This is a genomic window from Pseudonocardia sp. UM4_GMWB1 (assembly GCF_017312155.1).
Taxonomy (GTDB): Bacteria; Actinomycetota; Actinomycetes; order Mycobacteriales; family Pseudonocardiaceae; genus Pseudonocardia; species Pseudonocardia alni.
On the sequence record NZ_QJPN01000003.1, the window covers coordinates 18,592 to 42,636 of the forward strand.

Annotated in this window: 23 protein-coding genes and 1 pseudogene; 12 read left to right on the top strand and 12 right to left on the bottom strand. The window is 68.4% G+C overall.

Annotated features, from left to right (window positions below):
- Positions 1-32: 32 nt before the first annotated feature.
- The 5 genes from DMP15_RS29265 to DMP15_RS29285 form a co-directional block, all read right to left on the bottom strand.
- A complete protein-coding gene (locus DMP15_RS29265) occupies positions 33-1,055 on the bottom strand; it encodes a hypothetical protein (protein ID WP_337826878.1) in 1,023 nt (340 codons plus the stop codon).
- The gene (locus DMP15_RS29270) at positions 1,052-1,348 is read right to left on the bottom strand and encodes a WhiB family transcriptional regulator (protein ID WP_337826879.1); all 297 of its coding nucleotides are present in this window, start codon (positions 1,346-1,348) and stop codon (positions 1,052-1,054) included. The genes DMP15_RS29265 and DMP15_RS29270 overlap by 4 nt, the downstream gene beginning before the upstream one ends.
- A 210-nt stretch (positions 1,349-1,558) precedes the next feature.
- On the bottom strand, positions 1,559-2,431 hold the full coding sequence (locus tag DMP15_RS29275; RefSeq protein ID WP_337826880.1) for a helix-turn-helix domain-containing protein: 873 nt from the start codon (positions 2,429-2,431) through the stop codon (positions 1,559-1,561).
- 5 nt (positions 2,432-2,436) lie between these two features.
- Positions 2,437-2,997, bottom strand: coding sequence for a DUF6879 family protein (locus tag DMP15_RS29280; protein WP_337826881.1), 561 nt, complete (start codon positions 2,995-2,997; stop codon positions 2,437-2,439).
- Complete coding sequence (locus DMP15_RS29285; protein WP_337826882.1) at positions 2,994-3,341, bottom strand: hypothetical protein; 348 nt, start codon at positions 3,339-3,341, stop codon at positions 2,994-2,996. The genes DMP15_RS29280 and DMP15_RS29285 overlap by 4 nt, the downstream gene beginning before the upstream one ends.
- A gap of 2,397 nt (positions 3,342-5,738) precedes the next feature.
- On the opposite strand from DMP15_RS29285, the gene DMP15_RS29290 reads away from it, so the two are divergent.
- From DMP15_RS29290 to DMP15_RS29300, 3 genes are read left to right on the top strand one after another with little or no spacing between them, the layout of a single operon-like run.
- Positions 5,739-6,035: a hypothetical protein gene (locus tag DMP15_RS29290; protein WP_337826883.1), complete on the top strand. Its 297-nt coding sequence runs from the start codon at positions 5,739-5,741 to the stop codon at positions 6,033-6,035.
- Between the two features lie 13 nt (positions 6,036-6,048).
- Entirely contained in the window at positions 6,049-6,987 is a 939-nt protein-coding gene (locus DMP15_RS29295; protein ID WP_337826884.1) for a ParA family protein, read from the top strand.
- Between the two features lie 2 nt (positions 6,988-6,989).
- Entirely contained in the window at positions 6,990-8,075 is a 1,086-nt protein-coding gene (locus tag DMP15_RS29300; RefSeq protein WP_337826885.1) for a ParB/RepB/Spo0J family partition protein, read from the top strand.
- A gap of 421 nt (positions 8,076-8,496) precedes the next feature.
- Here DMP15_RS29300 and dnaB read toward each other — a convergent pair whose 3' ends face one another.
- The 4 genes from dnaB to DMP15_RS29320 form a co-directional block, all read right to left on the bottom strand.
- Entirely contained in the window at positions 8,497-9,867 is a 1,371-nt protein-coding gene (gene dnaB, locus DMP15_RS29305; RefSeq protein WP_337826886.1) for a replicative DNA helicase, read from the bottom strand.
- The gene (locus DMP15_RS29310) at positions 9,864-11,378 is read right to left on the bottom strand and encodes a hypothetical protein (protein ID WP_337826887.1); all 1,515 of its coding nucleotides are present in this window, start codon (positions 11,376-11,378) and stop codon (positions 9,864-9,866) included. Before DMP15_RS29310 ends, dnaB begins: the two co-directional genes overlap by 4 nt.
- A 350-nt stretch (positions 11,379-11,728) precedes the next feature.
- A complete protein-coding gene (locus tag DMP15_RS29315) occupies positions 11,729-12,037 on the bottom strand; it encodes a hypothetical protein (RefSeq protein ID WP_337826888.1) in 309 nt (102 codons plus the stop codon).
- A 149-nt stretch (positions 12,038-12,186) separates the two neighbouring features.
- Positions 12,187-12,438: a hypothetical protein gene (locus DMP15_RS29320; protein WP_337826889.1), complete on the bottom strand. Its 252-nt coding sequence runs from the start codon at positions 12,436-12,438 to the stop codon at positions 12,187-12,189.
- A 754-nt stretch (positions 12,439-13,192) separates the two neighbouring features.
- Here DMP15_RS29320 and DMP15_RS29325 point away from each other — a divergent pair.
- The 4 genes from DMP15_RS29325 to DMP15_RS29340 all read left to right on the top strand — a co-directional run bounded on the left by DMP15_RS29325 (position 13,193) and on the right by DMP15_RS29340 (position 17,067).
- Positions 13,193-13,666: a hypothetical protein gene (locus DMP15_RS29325; protein ID WP_337826890.1), complete on the top strand. Its 474-nt coding sequence runs from the start codon at positions 13,193-13,195 to the stop codon at positions 13,664-13,666.
- Positions 13,667-14,222: 556 nt separating this feature from the next.
- A complete protein-coding gene (locus tag DMP15_RS29330) occupies positions 14,223-14,732 on the top strand; it encodes an ImmA/IrrE family metallo-endopeptidase (protein WP_337826891.1) in 510 nt (169 codons plus the stop codon).
- A gap of 129 nt (positions 14,733-14,861) precedes the next feature.
- Positions 14,862-15,860 carry a hypothetical protein gene (locus DMP15_RS29335; protein ID WP_337826892.1) on the top strand — a complete coding sequence of 333 codons (999 nt, stop codon included), beginning with the start codon at positions 14,862-14,864 and terminating at the stop codon, positions 15,858-15,860.
- A 16-nt stretch (positions 15,861-15,876) separates the two neighbouring features.
- Positions 15,877-17,067 carry an amidohydrolase family protein gene (locus DMP15_RS29340; RefSeq protein ID WP_337826893.1) on the top strand — a complete coding sequence of 397 codons (1,191 nt, stop codon included), beginning with the start codon at positions 15,877-15,879 and terminating at the stop codon, positions 17,065-17,067.
- A gap of 87 nt (positions 17,068-17,154) precedes the next feature.
- Here DMP15_RS29340 and DMP15_RS29345 read toward each other — a convergent pair whose 3' ends face one another.
- Together DMP15_RS29345 and DMP15_RS29350 are read right to left on the bottom strand one after the other, a co-directional pair.
- Complete coding sequence (locus DMP15_RS29345) at positions 17,155-17,925, bottom strand: hypothetical protein (RefSeq protein ID WP_337826894.1); 771 nt, start codon at positions 17,923-17,925, stop codon at positions 17,155-17,157.
- A 387-nt stretch (positions 17,926-18,312) separates the two neighbouring features.
- Positions 18,313-18,633: a hypothetical protein gene (locus tag DMP15_RS29350; protein WP_337826895.1), complete on the bottom strand. Its 321-nt coding sequence runs from the start codon at positions 18,631-18,633 to the stop codon at positions 18,313-18,315.
- Positions 18,634-18,791: 158 nt separating this feature from the next.
- On the opposite strand from DMP15_RS29350, the pseudogene DMP15_RS29355 reads away from it, so the two are divergent.
- A pseudogene (locus DMP15_RS29355) lies at positions 18,792-18,947 on the top strand (DUF4158 domain-containing protein); the annotation flags it as partial.
- 89 nt (positions 18,948-19,036) lie between these two features.
- Here DMP15_RS29355 and DMP15_RS29360 read toward each other — a convergent pair.
- Positions 19,037-19,567, bottom strand: coding sequence for a hypothetical protein (locus DMP15_RS29360; RefSeq protein ID WP_337826897.1), 531 nt, complete (start codon positions 19,565-19,567; stop codon positions 19,037-19,039).
- Between the two features lie 1,002 nt (positions 19,568-20,569).
- Here DMP15_RS29360 and DMP15_RS29365 point away from each other — a divergent pair.
- From DMP15_RS29365 to DMP15_RS29380, 4 genes are all read left to right on the top strand, one after another.
- Positions 20,570-21,485, top strand: a protein-coding gene (locus DMP15_RS29365) for an IS5 family transposase (protein ID WP_376772685.1) whose coding sequence is annotated in 2 segments (ribosomal slippage) — positions 20,570-20,982 and positions 20,981-21,485 — 918 coding nt in all. Because the reading frame shifts where the segments join, the coding sequence is not laid out codon by codon here.
- 338 nt (positions 21,486-21,823) lie between these two features.
- Positions 21,824-22,288, top strand: a complete 465-nt coding sequence (locus DMP15_RS29370; protein WP_253066973.1) for a PaaI family thioesterase — start codon at positions 21,824-21,826, stop codon at positions 22,286-22,288.
- 132 nt (positions 22,289-22,420) lie between these two features.
- Positions 22,421-23,368, top strand: coding sequence for a LysR substrate-binding domain-containing protein (locus DMP15_RS29375; protein ID WP_253066974.1), 948 nt, complete (start codon positions 22,421-22,423; stop codon positions 23,366-23,368).
- A 91-nt stretch (positions 23,369-23,459) separates the two neighbouring features.
- Positions 23,460-24,026 (top strand): thioesterase II family protein, encoded by a 567-nt coding sequence (locus DMP15_RS29380; protein ID WP_337826998.1) that lies wholly within the window; start codon positions 23,460-23,462, stop codon positions 24,024-24,026.
- The last annotated feature ends 19 nt before the right edge of the window (positions 24,027-24,045 follow it).

Genomic DNA, 24,045 nt, shown 5'->3' on the forward strand with positions numbered 1-24,045 from the left:
CCTCGGGGACGTTGGCCGCATCCCGGAGGGGGTTACCGCGGGTCGATGGACCGCTGGACCAGCTCGTAGGCGTCGCCGGCCAGCTGTGAGCGGACCTTGCCGACACCGAACTTCTTGCGGATGGCCTCCCGCGACGGGGACCCCGCGGCCGAGAGTGGAATCTCGTCGGCAGCGATGGCACGCCTCGTGCGCTCGTAGAGCACGACAGTGTCGGAGGTCTGGTCGCTGAGCCGGGAGGGCTGCAGCTCCTCGTAGAGCTCGGCAAAGATGGGTCGGAACACCGAGTGCAGCAGGTGCTGGACCACCACGGCGGCCACGACCAGCAGGGATGGCAGGACGTGAGCGAAGGTGGAGCCGAGGTCGAACCCGTAGCGCAGGCCCCAGGGCACGACGACGAGGAACAGCGAGGCCAGGGCCAGCCCGGCGTCGAGGATGTAGAGCCCGCGCGGAATCGGGCGGTTGTTCTGGACCGCGGTGAACCCGATGATCAGGCTGACGACCAGCAGGAGCGAGGCCATCGGTTCGAGGACGTAGCCCCACCAGGGCCCGTCGACGCCGACGACTCCGTCGTGGGTGGTAGCGGACATGAACACGACACCGAAGGCGATCAGTGTCGGCGGAATGGCGGACAGCCCGAGGTAGCGCCGGTAGGTCGCGGCCAGGCGTCGGTTCGGGTCGAGCAGACGATCCTTGCTGGCTCGGGCCCGCTCGACCCAGCGGGACTCCTGCCGCTCGCGGCGAGTACCGGCGACCTCGGCGAGCGCGGTGCTGCGGCGTTCCTTCCGGCGGGCACGCCGGATCTGCTCGCTGACGCGGCGTTCGAGCTGACGCTCGCGGCGGGACAGTGCGTTCTGCAGCGCGGGATCGTCCTGCAGCTCCACCAAGCCGCGGGCTTCCTCGACCTCACGGGCGAGAGCCTGGACCTGGTCGGCCGGTGTCGACTCGACTACGTCGAGGGACGGCTCGGGCCTGGCCCCCGGTTCGACGGGGTCGAGGCTGGTCGACCAGGTGACCGGCTCGTGGGCGCGGTGCCCGTTCGTTACCGGGGCGCTCATCGGGTCGGCTCCCGACGCTGACCGGCACGTCGGAGGATCGCTCGGCGCTCGTCCTCGCTGAGTCCGCCGAGGACGCCGTGGGGGTAGAGGTCGGGCCGGTCCAGGGCAGCGGCGCGGCAGGACTCGAGGATCGGGCAGCCACGGCAGATCGCCTTGGCATCGGCGGTCTGCAACAGGGCCGGTCCGCTGGTGCCGACCGGGAAGAACAGCTCGACCACGTCGGGGGCGGTGCAGGGCAACGTCGGTGTGCGGTCGACGTCCGGCGCACCGAACGTCGTGGGTACGGTCTTCATGGGCGCCTGACTTCCTCGTGCAAGGGGATCGGTTTTGGTTGTCCGCTCTGAGGCCTCGGTGGTTGCCGCCACCGGGGCCTCTCTGCACTCCAGATTAGTCGGCGAGTAACGCTAGGTCTAGTCTTAGAGTAGTGATCATCTTTGCGTGAGCACGAAAAAGGCCCGCGACCAGCGGATTCACTGGTGGCGGGCCGTTAATCGGCGTCGAGACTAGGCGTGCTCGGGGTGCTGCCTGAGCTCCTGTCGGATCCGGTCGAGCAGGGCTTGCAGGTCGGCTCCGTGCTCGGCCAGGTTCTGCTGTTCGGCCAGGAACTGCTCGTAGAGCTCGACGTCGTCAGGCTCGGTGACGTGCTGTTCGGCGGTGAGGGTCTCGATCTCGACGGTCGAGGGGGCGTCGGCGTAGCGCAGGACGACGAACGAGTGCAGCGGTCGTGCTTCGGTGCGCTCCTGGGTCTCGCGCGAAAGGACCCCGATACGGACATTGGGGAGTCCGGAGAAGGAGGCGATGCGGTCCAGCTGGGCCAGGGTGACCGAGACCGGTCCTGGGCGCCAGCGCAGTGCCGTCTCGGTGATGACCAGGTCGAACTGCTTGGTCTCGTCGAAGAGCACGGTTTGACGGTTCATCAGGGACAGCACTGCTGCCGGGATTTGCTCGGCTGGCATGAGGGTGTGCACCTCGCGTAGCCGGCGGGCGTAGTCGGGGGTCTGGAGGAGTCCGGGTACGACCTCGGACTGGAAGATCCCGATTCCGCTGGTCTCGGTGTCGCGGCGGGCTCGCTCGTCCTGCTGGGTGCCGGCGTCCGAGCGACCGGCGTTCCGCCACGGACGCACCCGGGTGCCGATCTCCCGGGCCAGGGCGAGTACTTCGGCGCGGGCGTCGTCGTCGGCCTGGACTCTGTCGAGCCACTGCTCGATGTCGGCAATGACCAGCGCGGTGTTGCCATTCTCCATCTTGGAGGTCTTGCTCTGCGACCAGCCGAAGGGCTCTCCGAGGGAGGCAGCCGACAGCCCAGCGGCCTGGCGGAGCTCCTTCAAGCGCGCCGCCAGGCGCTGGTGCTGAGAGTGGATCTCGGCGTCGGTCAAGAGTGTTAGCTCGCAGCTCGTTCGGGGGTCTCGGTGCCCGACCGTGGGGTTGGGACGAGGCGGTACTGGTCGAAAGGCACCGACAGCTCCACGGCCCGGCGCCGGATGGCGATGTAGGGGGCCGGGTCGCCGGCCTCCGAGACGCCGAGGAAGTGGCCCTCGTCGTCGAAGTGCTGCAGCACGACGATGCGCTCGTCGAACATCCAGAAGTCCTGGTGGGTCCAGTCGTCGCTGCCGGTGGGCAGCCAGAGCCGGTCCAGGATCCGGACCTCTTCGCCGGCCGGGAGGTTCTCCCGCGGGTAGCAGAGCAGCTGGAATCGCGTGTAGTCGGTGACCGGGTGTCCGAGCAGGCGCACGCGGCCGAAGTACTTCCCGCGGCCGACCTGAGCGCGGACGTTGGCCAGCCAGTCGTCGTCATCGACGGTGCGGGCGGGGAAGGCCTTGCCCGCGAGGAAGGCGTCGAAGTCGGGGTCCTCCCCCGGGATGGCGTAGACGTCGCGGCATTCGAGCCGGAACGCCGACTCCTGATAGGTCAGGTACAGCTCGTTGAGGTCCTCGGGGGTCATACGGCCTCCCTCGTCGACTCGCTTGCCGTCGCTAACACGGCCTGGGCTGGAATCTCGTGAGCCCGCTCGCCGTCGGGGCACACCAGCGTGGTGGGTGTGCCGGAGACCTCGACCCAGTCCCCGCACGCGCGCAGCGCGATCGACCGGGGCGCAGGTACTGCAGCAGCGGCCCGCGCGTCGTGCATCTCGAGCTCGCGCGCAGCGCGCTCGATCAGGTCGCGGGGGACCCGCACGATCCGGGGATCCATGACGTAGCCCTGCACGATCACCGTGCCGTGCTCGGTCAGCCACGCCGTCGGACAGTTGCCGTTGCGACACTCCATCGTCCCGGCGAGCAGCGTCATGCTCATGAGGTTCCGCCTTCCATCAAGCCGCGATCCTAGCGCTTCGCAGACTAAGCGCGACTAGTCGGGCTGGGCAATGGGCGCTGAAGCCAGCTGCGCTGTGAACGCTTGCTCTCCGGAAGCGCCCGCATCCGCCCGGGCTCCACGGCGAGTCGCGAACGCGCTCCCCTCTCCGCCCCACGTCGGCCGCTCGGCCGCGCCGTCGGGGCAGGACGCTGGCTCCAGGAGACCCGGAAATTTCCCGCCTCGCGCGCGCACGCGTGCATCGCGTGTACAGCGACCATGACCGACATGGCCGCGACCAGGAAATTTCCGCTGCGGGCGGAGGTTTCGCCAGTTTGGCTGAGCGCGCAGTGGAGCGTTCGCCCCGCACTGTCGTGCTCACTGGGGGCCGGCCGGGAGGTCTACCTCCCACCAGTGCCGCCCCACGTGAGGTCGCGGAGCGGCGAACAGGAGCCGAACGAGCTACCCACCTGGGGCGGTGAAGGACCCGGCCATTGACGTCGCAGTGGCGCACCTGGGAGCGAGTGGCGTCGCATTCGCGCGGGCAGCGCCGGCGTACTGAAGTCCCCGGGCCAGCCCGTCGAAGAAGCGACAGGTGGCCGTCGTCCCGTGCGAGGTCCAGACGCCAGCTGGTGCCTAGTCCTCGGGCGGCCTCGCCAGCCGCGGGAATCGCGGCCGCACGTTCGCCACCATCCGCTGTTCGCGGCGCGACCATCGGTGTGTTCGCCAGGGTGCAGAGGCTCGACGATCTGGCTCGCCCGCCCGCGCCTGCGCGGCCATCCGAGCCTCAGCCTCGGCCTGCTTCCGGGAGAGCGCCGCACCGGAGTGCCAGACGTCGTCCTGGTCGAGCGCACGCCAGTGCCAGCGCTGGTCGTCGTCGGACCACTGCGTCATGTGCACGAGACCGACGATCGCACAGCCCAGGCAGTCCGGAGAGCAGTTGCTGGGGACTCCTCCGGCTATCTGAGTGAGAGGCAGAAGGGGCCTGCTCCCGGCAGCCGAGCGTGGAGCAGGGTCGCCGGAATGCGGGGCGACGCGCCGTCCTTCGAAATTTCCCTGGGTTGCCGGTTGCATGCCCACGCCTCACGCGACGCACGCGTACGCGCGCGAGCCGAGCAACATGCCGTTCGCGTACGAGCGATCTGAGTCCGTACGACACCTCGGTATTCCGCCAGCCGCCGGCTACTGCGGCGTGTAGCGCGCCCGAGATCCGGCTCGATGGTCTGCGGCTCGGCCCGCTCTAGGCCCGCCTGATGAGCTGGCGGTGTATACCCGGTTTACATCCCCGGCGGCCTGGTCAAGCCCGGTCAGGCTGGGCCCGACCCAAGTCTGCTTTGACACGCGACGACGGTGACTATCCGATCCGGCCACTAACAACGCACCGCGGCCAGCACGGGGCTCGACCAGAGGGGCACTTCAGCGGGGGGCTGTCTCGGAGCACGAGCTGGCATGTCTGCGCCGCTGCCCTTATGAGGAACTGAGTTCGGGTCGCCGCTGGCACGTCCGTCCCCGCCGCGGGACGGAAGGCCCTGCTCGCGGGAGCGCCGCGTCGATCCCAACGCGGGCATGCTTGCCCGGAGACTGGACGGCGAGGGCACCCACTCCCCCAGAGCCGCACATGCTGACCTAGTCCGACCAGGGGCGATCATCACCGACGGCGCGGTTACGCAGTCCGTTCCTCGGGCAGATTGCGGACGAGCCCGTGATGCAGGTGCTCAAGCCTCGCTCGAGCAGAGGGAGACCGCTGGGGAAAGGCCGATCGAGCTCCATCACGGGCGCGCTCGTCTCCAACGTGGCCGAGATAAACCTGCTGGTCAGCGCGGTTTCAACCGGCTGGGGCCACCTTCACCTGGGCAGTTCGGGCCATGAGGCGAGTGCGCCGCTCGATCTACGAGGCATCTGCGCTGGTCGCGGCACTTTCGATCTCCTATCGCATTCGCGGCGAGCGCGGAGCGCCGTGCGCGACGCTGTAAACCCGGTATACACGGGGGTGTCAGTTCCTGCGTACTCCCCTGCTCTCGGCACCAGTCCGGTCCTGAGCCAGCGAGGCTCGATCCCCGGCCGGTGGCCGGTTAGCAGCCATTGCCTCCGGTCTCGGTGAGACCCGACCTACTCCCTCAATGAAGCCGCGCGCCGTTGAAGCTGCTGGTCGCGGTGCCTTCTAGCGCCACGCCTGGCGCCTCAGCGCGCCACCGAACCGAGGGTCGGAAGAGGTCCGGGTGTATACCCGGTATACGTCCCGTCAGGCCCCGGGCTTCGGTGGTCGGTCGTCGCTGGCCTGCGATGTAGAGGCTGCCGCAGAAGGAGCTAAGCGGCCGCGTGCCCTGCACCGTCATGACTCTCGTTCCCGGTACAGTTCTGGGAACTGACCCGAGTACTAGGACGCGGAGTTGTATGCGCGAGAGTTCGCTGGTCGCGCGGTCCAATGAGCATGGCCAGCAGGTGTTGGTCGCTTACCGGCCCGTGCAGTTCACGCTTGGCCAGACAGCACAGGCGATGCACGCGGTCATCGACCCGCATCTGCGGAAGATCAACTCCCGGTCCAGGGTCGGGCGCAGTCGGGTTCGGGAAGTGCTTCGCCAGATCGTCACCGACGGCTGGCCGCCGGACTTCGAGCCCGATCCGGAGCGAGTCGCCCACTGGCAGGCCTGGCTCATCACCAACGGCATCTTCACCGACGACACGCAGTGAGGTCGATTCTGTCGTGAACCCCAAGACAGCTCCCGCACACGCGGCCGTCACGCTGCCGCGCATCACAGCGATCCTGAATCAGAAGGGCGGCGTCGGGAAGACCGGCCTGACTGCCGGCACCGGTGGTGCGCTCTCGGAACGGGGTCGCCGAACGCTGCTGGTGGACCTCGATCCACAGGGGCATCTGACTACTGAGGCGCTGGGCCTAGAGGAGGCGGACTCCACGCAGCCGAACCTGGCCGCGGCCTTGATCGGAGAGTTCACGGGCCCGACCAGCGATCTCGTGGTTCGACACTCGCAGTCTGCTGCCGGTGGATGCCTAGACGTGTTGCCGCACTGCGTCTCGATGTTCCTGGTCGTACGCAAGCTGCATGCCGCCCGCTCCCCCGAGCACCGCCTAACTCGTGTCCTGCGCCAGCTCGAGGGCTCTTACGATCACGTGCTGATCGACTGCCCGCCTTCCCTCGATGTACTCACCGACACAGCGCTTGTTGCAGCGGACGGTCTGCTAGTTCCGGTCCAGCCCAGCAACACCTCCTTGCGGGCTCTCCGCCTTCTCATCGAGCAGGTCGCAGTCATCGAGGAGGAGCTACAGATCCCCCGACGCGACCTGCATGGGCTGGTCCCTGGGGTGTATCGCCGCCCCTTGTCAGGGATCGCGCGCTACAAGATGCAGGAACTGGAGGAGTACGGCGTCAGCGACGGTGAGGTCCCGGCACTGCCGATCTTGGCGCACTTGCCACTCGCAGCGGCGGTGGAAGAAGCCTGGCTCAGTGGCCAGACCTTGACCGACTACCAGCCGGCCGCGCCAATCGCCGATGCCTACCGTCGGATCGCGCTGCACCTCGACGTCGCGGCAGGCCTGGCCTCTGCAGCCGAGCTGAAAGGGCTGCCAGCTCTGGAAACCGTCACACCCAGCGCGGTAACGAGCTCGACAGCGGAGGGGAAGTAGACGTGGCCAAGAAGAAGGACTTCGGCGCCATGGAACGGGGGCGTCCCGCCGGCACAGGCGCCGAACGGGCCCGCGACGCGCTGCGGACCCGGCTCGCAACCCCGCCGAGCAAGCTGCCACTCGACCAGCTGCAACCCAACCCGCTGAACCCTCGCGGCCCCGAACACGACACGGGCCTCGAGGATCTGGCGGCGACCATGCGTCAGCACGGTCAGCTGCAGCAAGCCCAGGTCATCGCACGCGATGACTTCCTGGAGGCGTTCCCCGACACGGCTGACCGGCTCTCCGAGGCACCGTGGGTGGTCTACATCGGGAATCGCCGTCTGGCCGCTGCCCGACTGGCCGGCCTCGAGATGCTCGATGTCCGGGCTCCTGAGGGAGTGGCTACGCCCGAGGAGATCGAGAGCCGTGTTCTGATCGAGAACCTGCAGCGTAGCGACCTGCCCCTGCTCAAGGAGGCCGAGTTCTTGCAGCGGCAGCTCGATCGGGACGGCCAGACGTTGCGATCCGTGGGTGCCGCGATCGGGAAGTCGTTCACGTACGTGCAGCAGCGTGTCGGCCTGCTCAAGCTCATTCCCGAGCTGCAGGAGCAGTTGCGTCAGGGGAACGTGAACTTCAAGACCGCTCGGGCTCTCTACGCGCTCAGTCCCGAGGAGCAGGCGACGGTGTACCGCAGTGGCCCGCCGTGGTCAGCGGCGGTGCTCGAGGCCCAAGCAGAGCCACTGCCCACCGAAACGTCGTCGGACGACGATCCCTCCGGACCAGCCGATCAGGCGGTAGCAGACACCGACCAGGATCATGACGTTTCGCACTCAGATCCCGAAGCGACGGCGCCCACGGGGGCAGCAAGCAACTCGTCGAAGCCCAAGCAAGAGTCCCAGGAACAATCAGGTTCGGGCATCTCGACCGCGACGCAGCCGATGGCAGACCGGGAGCTGGTGGCGCCCCTTGTTGGCAGCGTCAGCACGGTGCTCGAAGAGATCCGTCGCTCGGAGGCCGCGGCAGGCGTGGATACGCAGGCGGCGACGGTGCTCCAGGAGGTGGCACGACAGGTTGAGTCAGCACTGATGACTCTGCGGAGGATGTAAACCGGGTATACAGCGCCGCGCCGGAGCTTGTACCCGCCCGCGTATGGGAACGCTGGCCCGGGGTTCGTATACCCGGTTTACATCCAGGTCGCCGCGGGCTGCGCCCAGCAGCGGCGACGGCGATGTCTAGCGCGCGCGAGGTCGGAGAAGCGGCTGTAGTACAGCTGGAGCGCGACGGTGATCGTCGTGCTTGGGCCATTCCGGTGCTTGGCAAGGAGCAGGTTCGCATCCGCCTCGCCGGGCGGCCTACGCCTCAACAAATGGTCACCGTCGCTGCGCACCCGGATGCGGAGGATGTAAACCGGGTATACAGCCCGGCACCGGAGCTTGTGCCTGCCCGAGTGCGGGGTGCTGACCGGGCGCTTGTATACCCGGTTTACACCCAGCGGGCCGATGGCCGAGCTAGCGATGGCGGCAATAGTCAGGCGTGGGCGAGGTCGGAGAAGCGGCTGTAGTGCAGCTGGTGCGCGACGGTGATCGTCGTGGTGGGTCCGTTCCGGTGCTTGGCCAGGATCAGGTCCGCCTCGCCGGCGCGGGGGTCGTCGTTCTCGAACGCGTCCGGGCGGTGCAGCAGGACCACCATGTCCGCGTCCTGCTCGATCGAGCCGGACTCACGCAGGTCGGACAGCATCGGGCGCTTGTCCGTGCGCTGCTCGGGACCACGGTTCAGCTGGCTCATCGCGACCACCGGCACCTCGAGTTCCTTGGCCAGCAGCTTGATCTGCCGGGAGAACTCCGAGACCTCCTGCTGGCGGGACTCGACCTTGCGGCCCGAGGTCATCAGCTGCAGGTAGTCCAGGATGATCAGCTTGAGGTCGTTGCGCTGCTTGAGCCGGCGCGCCTTGGCCCGGATCTCCATCAGCGTCAGGTTCGGCGAGTCGTCGATGTAGAGCGGTGCCTCGGAGATCTCCGACATCCGCCGCGCCATCCGGGTCCAGTCCTCGTCGGACATCCGGCCCGCCCGCATGTCGGCCAGCCGGATCCGCGCCTCCGCCGACAGCAGGCGCATCACGATCTCGGACTTGCTCATCTCCAGGGAGAAGAATGCGCTGGTCATGCGGTGTTTGATGGAGCAGGAGCGGGCGATGTCGAGGCCGATCGTGGATTTCCCGTAGCCGGGGCGTGCGGCGACGATGATCATTTGGCCGGGGTGTAGGCCGTTGGTGATGGTGTCGAAGTCGGTGTATCCGGTGGGGACTCCGGTGGCGAGGCCGCCGCGGGCGGCGATGGCGTCGATTTCGTCCATGGTGGGCTGGAGGAGTTCCTCGAGGACGGTGTAGTCCTCGGTGGTGGTGCGTTCGGTGACCTCGTAGACCGCGGCCTGGGCGCGGTCCACGACCTCGTCGACCTCGCCGCCCTCGTTGCCGTGGTAGCCGAGCTGCACGATCCGGGTGCCGGCCTCGACCAGCCGCCGCAGGATCGCCTTCTCCCCGACGATCTCGGCGTAGTACGCGGCGTTGGCCGCCGTCGGCACGGTCGCGATCAGGGTGTGCAGGTACGGCGCACCACCGAGGCGCACCAGCTCACCGCGCCGCTGCAGCTCCGCCGACACCGTCACCGCGTCGGCCGGCTCGCCCCGGCCGTAGAGGTCCAGGATCGTCTCGTAGACCGTCTGGTGCGCGGGCCGGTAGAAGTCCTCGGGCCGCAGCACCTCGACGACGTCGGCGATCGCGTCCTTGCTCAGCAGCATGCCGCCCAGCACCGACTGCTCGGCCGTGAGGTCCTGCGGTGGCTGGCGGCGGTCGTGGGTGTGGGTGGCCGGGGGAGTGGTGTCGATGGGCTGGGCGGTCATCGGAACCTCCGGGCGCGGAAGGGGCGGGGGGTGCGGCGTGGTCCGTGGGCGCGGTCGGCGCGGGCGCGGGCGAGGGCCCGCTCGTGCGCGCTGCCGGTGGTCGGTTCGTGCGGTTGGGCCGGGGCGGGCGTGGTGGGCGCGGGCTGCTCGGCCGCTGACGTGCTCTGGGCGGTGGGGCGGGTCCGCCGCCCCTCATCGAGCGTCTTGTTGATCTGGTGCAGGTGGCTGGTGCGGCTCTGCGGGGTGGCGACCTCGGCGTCGGGGCGGGGTGCGTTGCGGCGGGCGTGGAACTCGCGGGCCCAGCGGCGCACGAGCTGGGATTCGGCGGTGGTGCGCTCGGTGGTGGTGGCGGGCAGGTCGGTGGGGGACAGCTCGGTGGCGCCGTAGGGGAGCCGCTGGGCGGCGGCGTGGCCGCGGGCTAGGGCGGCGGAGCGGCGCTGGCGGGCGTCGACGGTGGGCGAGACGAGCGGGCCGTTAGTGTCGCGCCACCAGCTCAGGCGGTGGCGCAGCCAGCCGTCGGGGCGGCGCAGCTGGTGGGCGGGGCAGCGGTGCGCGGGTTCGGCGGGGCCGTCGTGGCGGGGCCGGTGTGCGAGGGCGTAGCGCAGGTCGTTGTTGGTCCAGCCGGCCTGCCACCAGGTGCGGGTGATGGAGCGGATCCAGCGCGGGGTCAGGCGGCGCAGTGCGGGGTCGGTGCGCAGCTCGGCGGCCGCGGCGAGCATCTCGGCGCCGGTGACCGGGACCCGACGATCGAAGTGGCCGCCCTGCTTCTCCTCCTGGCCCGGCCCGTCAGGGCCGTATCCGTCTCGGAAAGGTGGGCTGACCTGCGAACTGTGGACGCACGCCCTCGCGCGTGTAGGAACCCCTGTAGAAGTCTTAGGAAGATCTTTAGGTGTGTGGGTTGGGGTCCAAGTTGTGTCTGTAGTGGTCTGTGCGGCGGCGTGTTCGGTGCTCTGCTCGCGCGGGTCCGGCTTGGTCGGGACGTCCTGCTCGGCGGCCTCTGAGGCGGGCACGCGGAGCTGGTAGACCGCGGCCCGGTTGCCGGTGAGGTGCTGCAGGGCCAGCGGGCGGAACTGCGGGGTGGTGCCGCCCTCGGTGCGCAGCAGCCAGCCGTGGTGCTGGAGTTCGGCGAGCCAGCGGGCGGTGCTGCTGCGTCGCCATCCGCTGGCGTGCTGCAGGCGGTCCCAGGTGGGCCAGCTGGTGTGGTCGTCCCAGTCGGCGCGGCGGGCGAGTTCGGTGAGCAGGCCGCGCAGCCGTTCGGCGGCGTCGCGGCGGACCTGCTGGTACCAGGCCGAGGCGAGCAGGGCGCGGAACCAGTCCAGCGCGGTGCGGGGGAGCAGGGTCGCGACACCGGCGAGTAGCTCGTCGGCGGCCGCGGCGTCGGCCTCGGGAGTGTCGGTGAGCTCGGAGGGGGAGATGTCGCCGCCGCCGGCGAACCAGCACGGCGCGCAGACGATCGAGCGGAGCGGGGTGTTACGCGCGATTCCCGACCGACGTCGGCAGCTGACGCACATCTGGGGGAGTTCGATCGCCCCCGGGTGGGTCGGCCAGGACGCCGGCAGCCCTGCCGGTAGTGGCAGAACGGGCTGCACGAGGAGTCGAGATCCCGTGTTGGGGTTCGACTCACGTGACGCACAGCGCGATGGTGCTGTGCGAACTTCGGGACGCGCGCTACTATGAGAGCGCGCAGGCAAGCGTTGCGCCTCCCTTCTGGGAGGGGCTGGGTGTAGGAGTTGGCGCTCCGAACCCCGTTACGTTGGGCCCGTTCCTCTTGGCCGGAGGGACGGGCCCTAGCGCGTTTCAGGGGTGTGCACTCAGCCCGGATGTTCGATTGTCGGGACGCCGCTGCGGGCGGCGACCGAGGTCAAGCAGACCGTCTGAGTGCCTCCTGGGGTGGCTCGTCGGCGAGACGCAGCTGGTCGTCCTCGGTGCTGGTTCGCCGGTTGGGGAGCATGTCGGTGAGCGTGGCAGCCGTGGCCCGCACCTTCTTCGGGTCCTCGAGCGCCATCAGGATCGCCGCGAAGATGTAGTCGGTGCGCGTCAGCCCGAGGGCTTCACGCTCGTCGTCGATCCGGTCGTTGATCTCCGGCGGGACACGCGTCCCGACCAGCTCTCGCGGACCCTTGTAGCGCTTCGCGGCCCCGTTGCGGCCGCGCGGCCTCCGCTCGCTCATGCGCGGCATCCTGTCAGCCGTACCTGTTACAGACCTCTCCGACGCGCCGATGCCACCAGGTCGGATTTTCATTCGATTCGTCCTCTCGCACTCGCCACCGCCTGCTCATCGACGGGGCAAGGCGCTGTCTCTGGGGCAGACTTGGGCCGCTACTCAAGGTGCTCGATGACCGACTGCACGACGACGAGCGCGCTCCGCACGTGCCGCGCGGGGGTGTGCTGCTGCGCAGCGGTGGCTGTCTCGGGGCTACCGACGGTCTGAGCGGCGGCCAGAAGCGCTTGTGCCGCTTTGATCAGGTCGCCCCGGATCCAGTTGGGGTCGGGGTCGCTCTCCGGCCCAGCGCTGTCGAGAGGGCCGCTCGGGGCGGGGATGCTCTCGACAGCGGGCAGCACCTGGTGCACGGTGACCAGCCTCCTGTGCTCAGTGTCGGGTGCGGTACGGACAGAGCATCGACGTCCCGACGACCGCACCGACCCCGCAGCGCCTTGCTCTGGGCACGAGGACCCGGATGTCGACTCGGGTCGGTCGATCGAGGGGTCGCGCCGAGACGAGGGGCGTAGGCGCGATGACGGCGCGGGGCCTGCAGGCTCGGGAGGACTCGCCGATCCAGCGGCTTCCGTGCCGAGGCCCGTCGCGCGCCACTGCGGGCCCGTACGGGCCTTCGCCTTGGGCATCGCTACCGCCCCGTCTTCTGGGAGAGGCCGTTCGGCCAGTCCTCGGTCAACCGCTTCGGCACGACTCACCTCTCCTGCGACTTTCCGGCTTGGTATGGCGAGGAGCGAAACTAGGTCGCTCCGCTGCGTACTATCGCCTCGCCCCTGTACAGACGCCACCTTCATGCTAGCGAACACACCATCAGGTGAGACCATGACGCGATACCAACGTGGCGACCGCGGCGCAGGGCCGGCGCCGCGCACCCACGGATCGAGCGGCAGCCCTGGTGGCTCTCAGACCTGCGGCAATGGCGTCGAGGCGCAACTGCAGTAGGCTAGATGGACGATCCGTCACTCGTCATGCATATCAGCGAAACTAGGAGGATGCAAGATTCGCTGTGCGGCATCACCCACCTACCCCCCGGCGATGACACCCTCCTAGCGGCGACGGTGTCAGCGGCTACGATGGCCAGGAAGGTCAGAAGAAGAGAGAGGCACGTCCATGTCCGAGGCTCAGGCAGATAGTCCAGCACTCGACTCACTGGCCGAGCGGATCAACTACTTGTTCGCGAAGGTCACCCCTGAAGGTGGCGGGCGCTCGGAGTACACCGGGCAGGAGGTGATCGCTTGGCTACGCGAACACGGCTATGAGCTGTCGGCCTCTCACCTTTCCGAACTGCGGCGCGGTATCAAGATCAACCCCACCATGCGAGTCATCGACGGTCTCGCTCGATTCTTCGCGGTCCGCGTCGGCTTCCTGCATGGTGACCCGGACGCGGTCCGCGACGTCATCGCCGAACTCCGACTTCGTCGGGCCCTGCGTGAAGCGCAGGTAACCGATATCGCCGCGCGGGTTGCCGGGCTCGACCCGGCTCAGCGCCATGCAGTAGCTGACTTCATCACACAGATGGTGTACGAGCAGGGTTCCGGCTCGACGGGGGCTGGCTCCTCCCCGGCGGGTGGCGCCAATGCATAACCGGTCTTCGTTCGCTCCGCTCGAACCCTCCCGCACCGAAACCAACTAATGAGCTGTCCTCCAGCCGGCACCCTGGGCGGTGCCTCCGACGGGTTATCTGTCCGAGTCACGCGCCTCTTCAGCCTGGTTCGAGTACCCGTCGAAGCAGAAACACCCCCCTTCTGGCAGCCTTTAGACGACCACCTCAGAGAGAGGCTTCGGCTCGGTACGTCACTGAACGAAGCCGAACAGGTGCTGGCGTCGCATCTGAATTCCGCAGTCGAAGATGGCGCGCTGTCTACCCGACAGCTGAACGCTGTCCTGCAGCACCTGGGTGCACCGGCCAACTATTTCGACCTGGCGCAGCCGCGATATGAAACTGAGACGCAGCTTCTACTGACGCAGTTAGAACACATGGGTATCTCCGCATTTCGACTGTGCAGGGCGCACGTGCGTGAATTCGACCGGGTAGCAGCCCTGCAACTGCTGGTCGATGTGGCGACCGGGGTGGCCCCTCGGTCTCGCGAAATTGACTCCGCCCAGTAGGATCTTGGAGCAAAGGATGCCAGGACGGACGGTGACGAACTCTGTGAACGAGCGCCAGCTCCGTAGCCAGGCCAGAAAGTTGCTGCGCAACCTGGGGTATCGCCGGACTCCTCCACCGGCCGAGCTGTGTCGTGGCTTATCGGGCCAGCTCGGCGTCCCGATCGACCTAGCGGGCAGAAGTCTTCCGACTGTCAGATCGTTCGGCTGCGTCATACCGTTTCCCGACAAATACCTCATCACGTACCTGACTGATCTGTCGGTCGAGCGTCAGAACTACACGATCTACCACGAAATCGCCCACATCTTCCTCGGGCATCTCGACGCAAGTGGAACCGGCACTCCGATGCTGTGCGGTTCCCTTCTCGTCGATCGAGACGCTCCACCGAGCGGTTCTCACTATGACCAGCACGCCGAATGGGAGGCTGAGACGTTGGGAGCCATACTCTCGGACTGGTCAAAGCTGCCTATCCGGGCCAGCTGGGCTGACCTGGGACGTACAGGCGAAGCGCTCGGAAGCGCTTTCGGCGGCCGGGGCGTGTGAAGCTCGGTGCCGACTCTCTTGACCATCGCATGCGGTGTGGCCTTCGTATGGACTCTTACGCATGCGGTTCGATCACCCGCGTCGCTCGATCCCTGGGCAGGAGTACTCTTCAGTGCCGGTCTCGGATTGATGGTGCTCCTGGACGGGAGGGGCTTCTCCGGATGGGTCGACGCTGCAGTCGGCCCCAACACAGCAGGCTGCATACGCAATCTCGTTCTAGTGGGCGCTTTCGCGTCGATGCAGTTCTTCTATCTCCGCAAAATTGCCGAATACCGCCCACGTCAACGGCGCTACGCTGAAGCGGTCGCACTACTTGTCACAGTGGCTGCAATCCTCATCACGCCACTCTTCGTGAAGCCGCCGTTCAGCTTGCAGTTCACAAATGCGAACATCCAGCACCCGCCCGTGCTAGTGTTCTTCCTTACTGTAAGCGCCTACCTCGTTTACGCCTGCCTCACGCAGATCGTGTGGTCCAGTCGCGACATCCTCCCCTTGTACCGGGAGCGGGCATGGGATTTTCTTGTCGTGGCTGTCTCGCTCACTGTTGGCTGCAGCTGCTACCTCATCCTGCTAGGCGCTCGTATCACGTACTACTGGCAAGCGCTAGTCGGGGCGCACATCTCCATCAACTTCTGGTCAGGAGGGTTACTCCTGATCCGCACAGCAGTGCTGGCTATGCTCCTTGCCGTCATTTACCCGGCCGCCGTTGATGATATCCGCCGCGCGCTCCATCGTGCCGGGCAGCTGCTGGGCTACGTACGGCTAGGCTCCCTGGACTCGGTGGTCCGAGCTGTCTACCCGGAGCTCGTCAGACCTGACACCCCGGCCGGCAGCAGCGATACCGCGGAGGAGGGGCGGCGACGCTGGCCGTCGCGGCTGTCCTGCGAGCTGCGCGAGGCGCGTTGTAGCGACGGGTACACGCGTATGTACAACGTCTATGCGGGGTACAACAGCGACCAACGAGCTAATGTGGCAATTGCGGTGAACGAGCTTCGGCAGATGCCTGACGATCTCCCGGAACGTGCACGAACCGGGCAGGCCGGGCCGCTCATGGAAGTATCCAGGTGGCTACGTAGACGGCGTGTTCCGCAGGTGATATCGGAACAGCACGTCAAGCATACGGACTAACAGAGGACCGGGAGTAGTGGCAACAATCTATGTGGGGGACCGGCTCATCTCGGCCGGGCAGATACTGCCCGACGGTCGGGATGCGGTGCTCGTCTCACGTGGCCGCATCGAGGCCGTAGGGAAGGCTGCAGAGCTCATCGCCGCCGCCCCCGAGGCGTCGGTCTCGCGGTTCGCCGGCTACAGCATCACGCCCGGTCTGATCAACAGCCACGTGCACCTGGCCGGTGACTGCAGCACGTCGTCGTTCGCCACTCTGTGCTCCGGCGCGCCGGACGAGGTACGGGCGGTGATCCGAGGCAACGCCCGCGCATGCCTGCGGGCGGGCTGCACGACCGTGCGGGATCTCGGCGACGCCCGGGGCTACGTCGCCCGATTCCGGGACGCGACCGCAGATGTGGACGGCGTACGCCCGCGGATCCTGTCCGCAGGTTCTCCGCTCACGATTTCCGGCGGACACTGCTGGTATCTCGGCGGGATCGCCGATACAGCCACGGAAATCCGCGACGCCATTGATCGCGCAGCCGAGACCGCCGACCTCATCAAGATCATGGCGGGCGGAGGCTACGTGACATCGGAGGGGCCCACGCCCTTCGACGCGCAGTACTCCACGGAGCTCCTCCGAGTCGCTGTCGACCACGCGGCGCACTACGGCCTCACAGTCGCAGCCCACGCGCACGGAACAGAACCGATCGTCCGGTGCATCGAGGCCGGAGTTCACACGATCGAGCACTGTGGGTGGCGGTCCGGGCCCGGAAAGCGGGACCAGAACGACTGGGCGGTCCGGCAGATGGCCCAGCAGGGATCGGCCGCCGGCGACACGACCCCCGCCGTGTGGCGAGAGATTGCTAAACACGTCACGACGCCCGATTACCAGTACGGTGGCCAGCTGACCTGGATGGCCGAGAACGATGTGACGATCCTGGTCGGGACGGACTCCGGAGTTCCTGGCACAGCGTTCGATCAGCTGACGCTGAGCATGGAGCTCTACGAAGAACTCGGCTTCACGCGCAGCAGCATCATCGACATGGTCACCACCGGGGCAGCGCAGACCCTGGGGCTCGGCGACGAGACAGGAGACCTCAGGGCGGGGCTGGCCGCGGACCTGCTCATCGTCACCGGCAATCCGCTCGACGACCTCGGCGCGCTACATCGTCCGCACCGGGTCGTCGTCCAGGGCGCCGAGTACTCCCAGGACGAGCTCGACTGAGGTTGTGTGCGGGCCGGTCTCGTCCCTGCTGACCGCTCTGATTGGTCTTGGACCGGGGGATCACCAACACGGCCCGGCTCGTAAGGGTCATCTCGCCGCGGCCAGCGCCGCCCGGAGTTTCTCAACCCGGGCCAGGGTCGTGCGGAGGCGGTGGCGATGGTCCAGGGCCAGCGTCGACGGATGCGCTCGCAGCTCGGCTGCCAGTAGACCGGCCAGCGCAAACGTGGCCGGTGTGAGGACGTCGTCCTGGTAGTCGACAGCGAGTTCGTCCGCCCAGTCTCGGATGTCGTCGGCCGCTGTGTCAGCGTGGTTGTCGTCGGGCGTGGTCTGTTCAGCGCCTTCGGTCTCGCGCAACAACCATCGGGCGTGCCCGACAAGCGCGAGGAGCACCGGCCGGACCTCGCCGCGATGGTGATCGAGCCAGGACTGGCCAGCGTCGCGCTGGCGAGCACCGCGGCGGGCTTCTCGCCCGAGCTGCTCATCGGGCCGGTTGTTGGCCAGTAGGGCGTCGAGACGGTCCAGACGATCGCGGACTCCCTGCCGAGACCGGATCCCGAGCGGGGCTCCCAGCTCGGTGGCCGATAGCCCGAGCGTGATTCCTTGGCGGAGCAGGCGCCGTTCCCGGCGCCGCTCCTCCCACCAGCACCAGCTCGACAGCACCACGGCGTCGTGGTGGTCTGCGGCCTGGATCCATCGTGGGACGCCGGCAGTGCCTCGGTTGAGGACGAAGGTGACGACGTCACGTGGGTCGCTGCCCAGCTCTGACCTGCGCGGATCGTCGATGCGGTCGTGTCGTTCGACGATGCGTGTGATCGCAGCATCGCGCTCGGCATCGGTGATCCGGGGCGGGGTCGCCATGGCGTCAGCATTTCACTGACGCTGATTCGGACACTCCTGGGGCGGAGCTTCGGTCAGCCGCTCCGGCTCGAACAGCGCTGTTACGGATCGAGCGCGCGGCCCGGCTTGCGCGGTCGAGCCGCTCCGAGCCCTATCAGCGGCGGACCGGGTCGCGGCGGTCGCGGTCGGCCTCGGAACGCGGCCGCATGAGAGCTGTCGCCAACGTGGTGATCCCCCAGGCCACGGCGACAACCAGAACCGCCACCGCGACCATCGGAACCAGCGTCGCAGCATCCGCGCACGATGTCGGAACGGGCGCACCGGGGCCGCCTCCTGCCCCGCTGGCCGCGGCACAGTCCTGGCGCCCCGGCCCATCGGCCCTATGAGAGTCGTACGAGGCTCCTCGAGTCAGCGCTCCAGCTCGAACAACGCTGCCTGCGCGGCCGGTGCCGCTAGCGGGAGCTGTGCGGCTCGGTGAGCGCACTTTCGGCAGGTGGCCGGGTCGTCGGTGGCGATGAGGTCCCCGGAGGCGGCGAATCCCGACCAGCCCTGGTGGCAGGCGGGCACGGGCAGGATCAGCTCGCCGAGCCACGGCCGCCAAGCCACCTCGTGCACGATCCCGGACCGGCCAATACGCAGGCGGCGGCCGGTGAAGTGCTCGGCCTGCTCTTGGGCGAACCCTTCGGGGTTGACTCTGGCACGGGGAAACAGCTCCAGCGGTGCCGCCATCCCGAACCTCCTTGTAGGCCTCTCACCTGCAGGTCACCACCTTGGCACGGGACTCGGGGTGCCGTTAAGGAGCATGTCACCAGGGGCAAAGTAGCCGGGTGTGGATCAAGCGCTAGCTTGCGTTCCGGCTGTTCAGGCCGCTGGGCGGGAGGCGCGGGATGGCGCGAGTGCTGGAGCTCGACGAGCTGGTGGAGCACTTCACGCTGTTGCCCGACGAGTCGGCGTTGCTACGCAACAAGTTCGGTGCGACGCGGCTGGGATTCGCGTTGCTGTTGAAGTACTTCATCCGGGCGGGACGGTTCCCGTCCGGCCGGGGTTCCGCAGCTAACGTGTGATCTGGTGCATGATCACGGGCGTTGGTGCAGGTCAGCGGGGTGAGACCTGGTCCGGTCGTTCGAAAGCCCTAGTAACACGACTTAACCCGAGATAGGGCCGTTGAGCTGCTACGGACCGTGTAAGATCTGGTGGCGTGTTCGTGCGTACGTCGACCCGGCGGAACCGGGACGGGTCGAAGGTGTCCTACCTGCAGTGAGCTCGCGGTCTCGATCCGGCACCGGTGCGGCTGCGACGGGTGGAAGCTGACCACCTTCGCCGCACCCGCAGCCAGCCGCGGATCCACCGGGGCAGCCCGCAGATAGCGGCCGACCTCCGGCACCGCGAGATGCGCGACCTGCCGCCACGGACGACGACCGTCGAGCACCTCCATCAGCAGAGCCAGCGTGCGAAACGCCGTCCGCACGGCGTCGCTGCTCGGGATCAGGTCCCGAACCAGCGGGCCGACGGAAACGGTCGGCTCCGGGTCCTGCTCGGCAATGTGGCCGCAGGTCGGGCAGGGCTGGACGACCGGCGGCTCGGTGCCGACGCGTCCGAACTGCGGCCGGTCGTTGTCAGTGGCGTTGGGGTTCTCCTCGTGGTTGCGGGTCGGGGACGGCATGGCGACGGCTCCTCTGCTCCGGAAGGAACCGGCCCGAGAAGCTGGCAGTAGCCGGTGGGCCGGTAGCGGGGCGCGGTGCGAAGCGCCCGCCCCTGTCGCCCGACTCCGCCCGACTCCGCCCGGCGAGGCTCGCGGGCAAGAGCGGCCGCAGGCCGTCGGCGCAGCCGATGCGCAGCACCCTTTCCCGTGAGACCGGGCGGAGTAAGCGGCCCACCTGGAAGAACAGCCCGGCCGAAGGCCGGTCCGAGGCACGCCAGTGCCCGCCTCGCAGTTGTCCACAGGACGTCATTGACCCCGTTCGGAGCCTCGAATCTGCCCTAGCGTCGAACAGTGCCCGAGAACCTGATCGTCCATCTGCATGCAGCGGCCCCGGCAGCTCGAGCTCTCGTGGTGGCGGAGCTCGAACTCGCGGAGGCAGCGAGGCGAACCTCAGATTTCGCCCGAGCCATGGTGCCCAACGGTCACCCCAGCCGCCACGAACCTGGAACGCTTGTGCGCGACGCGCTCCAACTCATTGATCATGCGCGACAGGTACTCGCAGCAGCGAGCCGTCACGAACTGGCTCAAGGCATGGACGACGCAGCCATCGCCCGTCTCGTCGACTCCGACAGCCCTCGGCTCGCCGCCGATCTGATGAGTGCGGCGGGCCCCATCTTCGGCGTGCGTTCTGAGAACATCGCCGAGAGGCTCTTCGAGCTCGACACGTGGGTCTGCCGCCACATTGAGCCCGACGACCCGATCGCATCGGGGCAGCCGGTCACCGACGCGACGACCCGCCACCTGACGCTGGAGACAACCCCGGAGCGGCCCGCTGGTCCGGACGGCCCATTGCCGCCGCGGCATACCCGGAGGACGCTAACGATCATGGCAGTCGACGTCCGCCTCCTCGACGGACCCGCCGAGGGTGTGACCGCTCACTACGGGTACATGTCGATTCCCCTGCCGAGCCTGTACTGGTCGGACGGCCGAACTAGGGCGTGTCTCCGAAATAGGTGGGTCGGGGTGCGCGATGCTGTAGCGGTGTCGCGCACTGCGGTCCTGACCGACGTTCAGTGGGCCCGGCTGGCCCCGCTCCTGCCCTCGTCGGAGGGTCGTCGCGGGCGCCCGTTTCGAGACAACCGTCGAGTACTCGAGGGCATCATCTACCGATACCGGTGCGGCCTGGCCTGGCGGGATGTCCCGTCCGAGTTCGGGCCGTGGCAGACGTTGTGGAAGCGGCACCGCCGCTACTCCGGCGATGGCACCTGGGACCACGTTCTCGCGGCTCTGCTGACCGACGCCGACACCGCCGGGATCGTGGACTGGGCGGTCAGTGTGGACTCCACGATCCTCCGCGCCCACCAACACGCCGCGACCCTGGCCCGCGACACAGGGGGCAGGATCGAATTACACGAATCTGCTCGCCGAGCCCGGCGATCACGCCTTGGGTCGGTCTCGCGGCGGGCTGTCGACGAAGATCCACCAGCTCGTCGATGGTCACGGCCGGCCGCTGGTGGTCCTGCTCGGACCGGGCCAAGGCGGGGACTCGCCGATGTTCCCGCACCTGATGGCGCATCTGAGCATCGCGCGAGCGGGCCCGGGACGTCCCCGAACACGGCCGGAACGACTGCGCGCTGACAAGGCCTACTCCTCGCGCGCGATCCGCCGCCATCTACGCGAGCGGCGGATCGTCGCCGTCATTCCCGAGCCCGCCGACCAGCAAGGACACCGCAAACGGCGAGGGGCACGCGGCGGCCGCCCGCCCGCGTTCGACCGCGCCGATTACCGCAATCGCAACGTCGTCGAACGCGGGTTCTGCCACGTCAAGCAGTGGCGCGGGCTGGCCACCCGTTACGACAAGCTCGCGCTGACCTTCCGCGGCGGCGCCGTCCTGAAGGCGATCGTCACCTGGCTCCGCGCTTTAGGAGACACGCCCTAGCCGACAGGCCGTCTACCACCGGGTCGAGGACTACCCGGACCCCGACGGCGCCTGGCTCTACCGGGCCGCGGTGCCGCCACCCTGACCGGTGCCGGTCGAGGTATCGGGGACTCAGGTCCGCCATCATCCCTTGTCCACCCACAACGGCACGTACTCGGCGGCCTCCCGGTCGAGGGCCGCTCATGGCGTTCGCCGGCAACTTGGCCGCGCACGACGCCCGGCACCTGGGTCGCGACCTTCGTCCGCGATCGGGCGATCAGCCCTGCCTTTCGCGCCCGTCGTCGCTTTGCTGCGATGCGTACCGTCTCGCAGCGTCCGGACTCGGAAGGGGAGTGCCCATGACCAATGTCGACGAACGGGCCCACGAGGCAGAACGCGCCGAGCAGTATCGCGCCCTCGTCGAGTACGGCTTGACGGCCGGAATCGGGGTGGGCCATTCGCTCGGGATCACCCTCGAGGCGATCGGGGCAGGCCGCGCGGTCTGGACGATGCAGCCGTCGACCCGCGCCGCCGATGCCCACTACTCCGTCGCGGGCGGCGTCCTGGCGACCCTGATGGAGGCGGCGATGGCCAGCGCGGTCCATGCGGCGCTCCCGCCCCGAACGACGTACACGGCGGCCGGACTCTCGATCGCCCTGGTCGGCAAGCTCCGGGTCGACGATCCCGAGGTGTGCTGCGAGGCCCACGTGGTGCACTGCGGCAGCAGAACGGCGACCGCCGACGCCCGGGTCATGACCGCGGACGGCAGGCTGGTGGCTCACGGAGGAGCCTCGTTCCTGGTGTTTCCGGTGCCTCAGGGTTGAGTTCACTGAGGGAGGTGCGAGAGAGGTCACAGGGTCGATCGGCCGCCACCCCGGGTCGAGTTCCGTCAACGTTCACACACCGTTGCACCTCCTCGCTTACGGTCGGATCCTCTAGGCGAGGAGACCCCTTCCATGGAACTGCGACATTTGCACTCCTTCCTCACATTGGCCGAGGAGCTTCATTTCGGCCGTGCCGCCCAACGTCTGCACATGGCCCAACCGTCACTGAGTCAGCAGATTCAGAGGCTCGAACAGAGCCTCGGCACCCAGCTCGTCGCCCGATCGTCGCACGAGGTGCACCTGACTCCCGCGGGCGAAGCCTTCGTGGTCGAGGCCCAGGCCGTGCTCAGCCGAGTGGACCGGGCCAAGGAGACCACCCGCCATGCGGCGGAGGGCCGCGCGGGCACGGTGCGAGTCGGATGCAATCTCCCTGCGGCGCAAGGTGTCCTGCCACGCGTGCTCGCCCGGTTGCGTAGCGAGCTGCCGGATGTGGTGGTGGCCCCCCGGGAGATGTGGACCGGGCCTCAGCTGCGCGCCCTGCAGGCGGGGGACATCGACGTCGCGATGGTGTACGGACCCCCGCCCGACGGGGACTGGGGACACCAGCGCCTGCTGCGCACCCCGCTGGTCGCCCTCGTCGGTGACCGCCACCCGTGGGCGTCGCTCGGCCAGGTGAGCTTCGCCGAGCTGCAGGGCCAACAGTGTCTGCTCTTCCGCCGCGAACGCAGCCCCGCGATGTACGACCTGATCACCCACACCGCCGGCGCCGCGGGCTTCACGCTCGACGTCGTCGACCAGGTCGAGGACCCGGTCGCGACGTCGATCGTGGTGTCGATGCGGAACGTGGTCGGGTTCTGCTCTGCGTCCCGGGCGGCGGCCGTCTGCGCCTCGGCCGTCGGCATCCGGCCCGTCACCGTGGCGCTCGTCGATCCGGTACCGGCGCTTGAGCTGTACGCCGTGTGGCGGTACGACGTGGACAACCCGCTGGTCGAGGAGTTCGTCCGCTGCCTGAAGGCGAGCGCTCCGTTCGGCCAGCCGGGGCGCAGGCCCGCCGCCGCCGTACGCGCTGTCGGAGCCTGAGCTCACCGATTCCACTGTCGAAACTATCGGCCGAGAGCCCATGGCTCTGGCGCGCCGTCGGCCCGAACGGGGTGGGTGACGATCACTGGCGATCGCACCACACTTCCGCCCCGGAGACGCGCTCGCCGACGCCGCGCTCGAGGCCGTGCTCGGGGTCGCCGATCGGCCTTTCGCGCTGTTCGGCCACAGCATGGGCGCCTCGGTGGCCTTCGAGGTCACCCACCGGCTCCGCCGCGAGGGGCGGGCTCCGACAGCGCTGTTCGTCAGCGGTCGCACCGCGCCGTCGTGCATGCGGACCGACCGCGTGCACCTGCGTGGGGACGACGCCCTCCTCGCCGAGATCGCCGAGCTGGGCGGGACCGACCGGGCGTTGCTCGAGTCCGCCGAGATCCGCCGGATGGTGCTGCCCGCCCTGCGCGCCGACTACCGCGCCGCGGAGTCCTACCGCTGGTCGGGCGGTGAGCCGCCGCTGACCATCCCGCTGCACGTGCACGTCGGGGACCGTGACCCCAAGGTCCGGGTCGACGAGGCACGGGCCTGGCGGGCACAGACGGACGGCCGGTTCACCCTGACGACCTATCCGGGCGGGCACTTCTACCTCGCCGGGCAGGTCGGCGCGCTCGGCGCCGCCGTCGCCGCGGAGCTCGCGGCCGCGTGAGCGGCGGCATGGGTGGCGG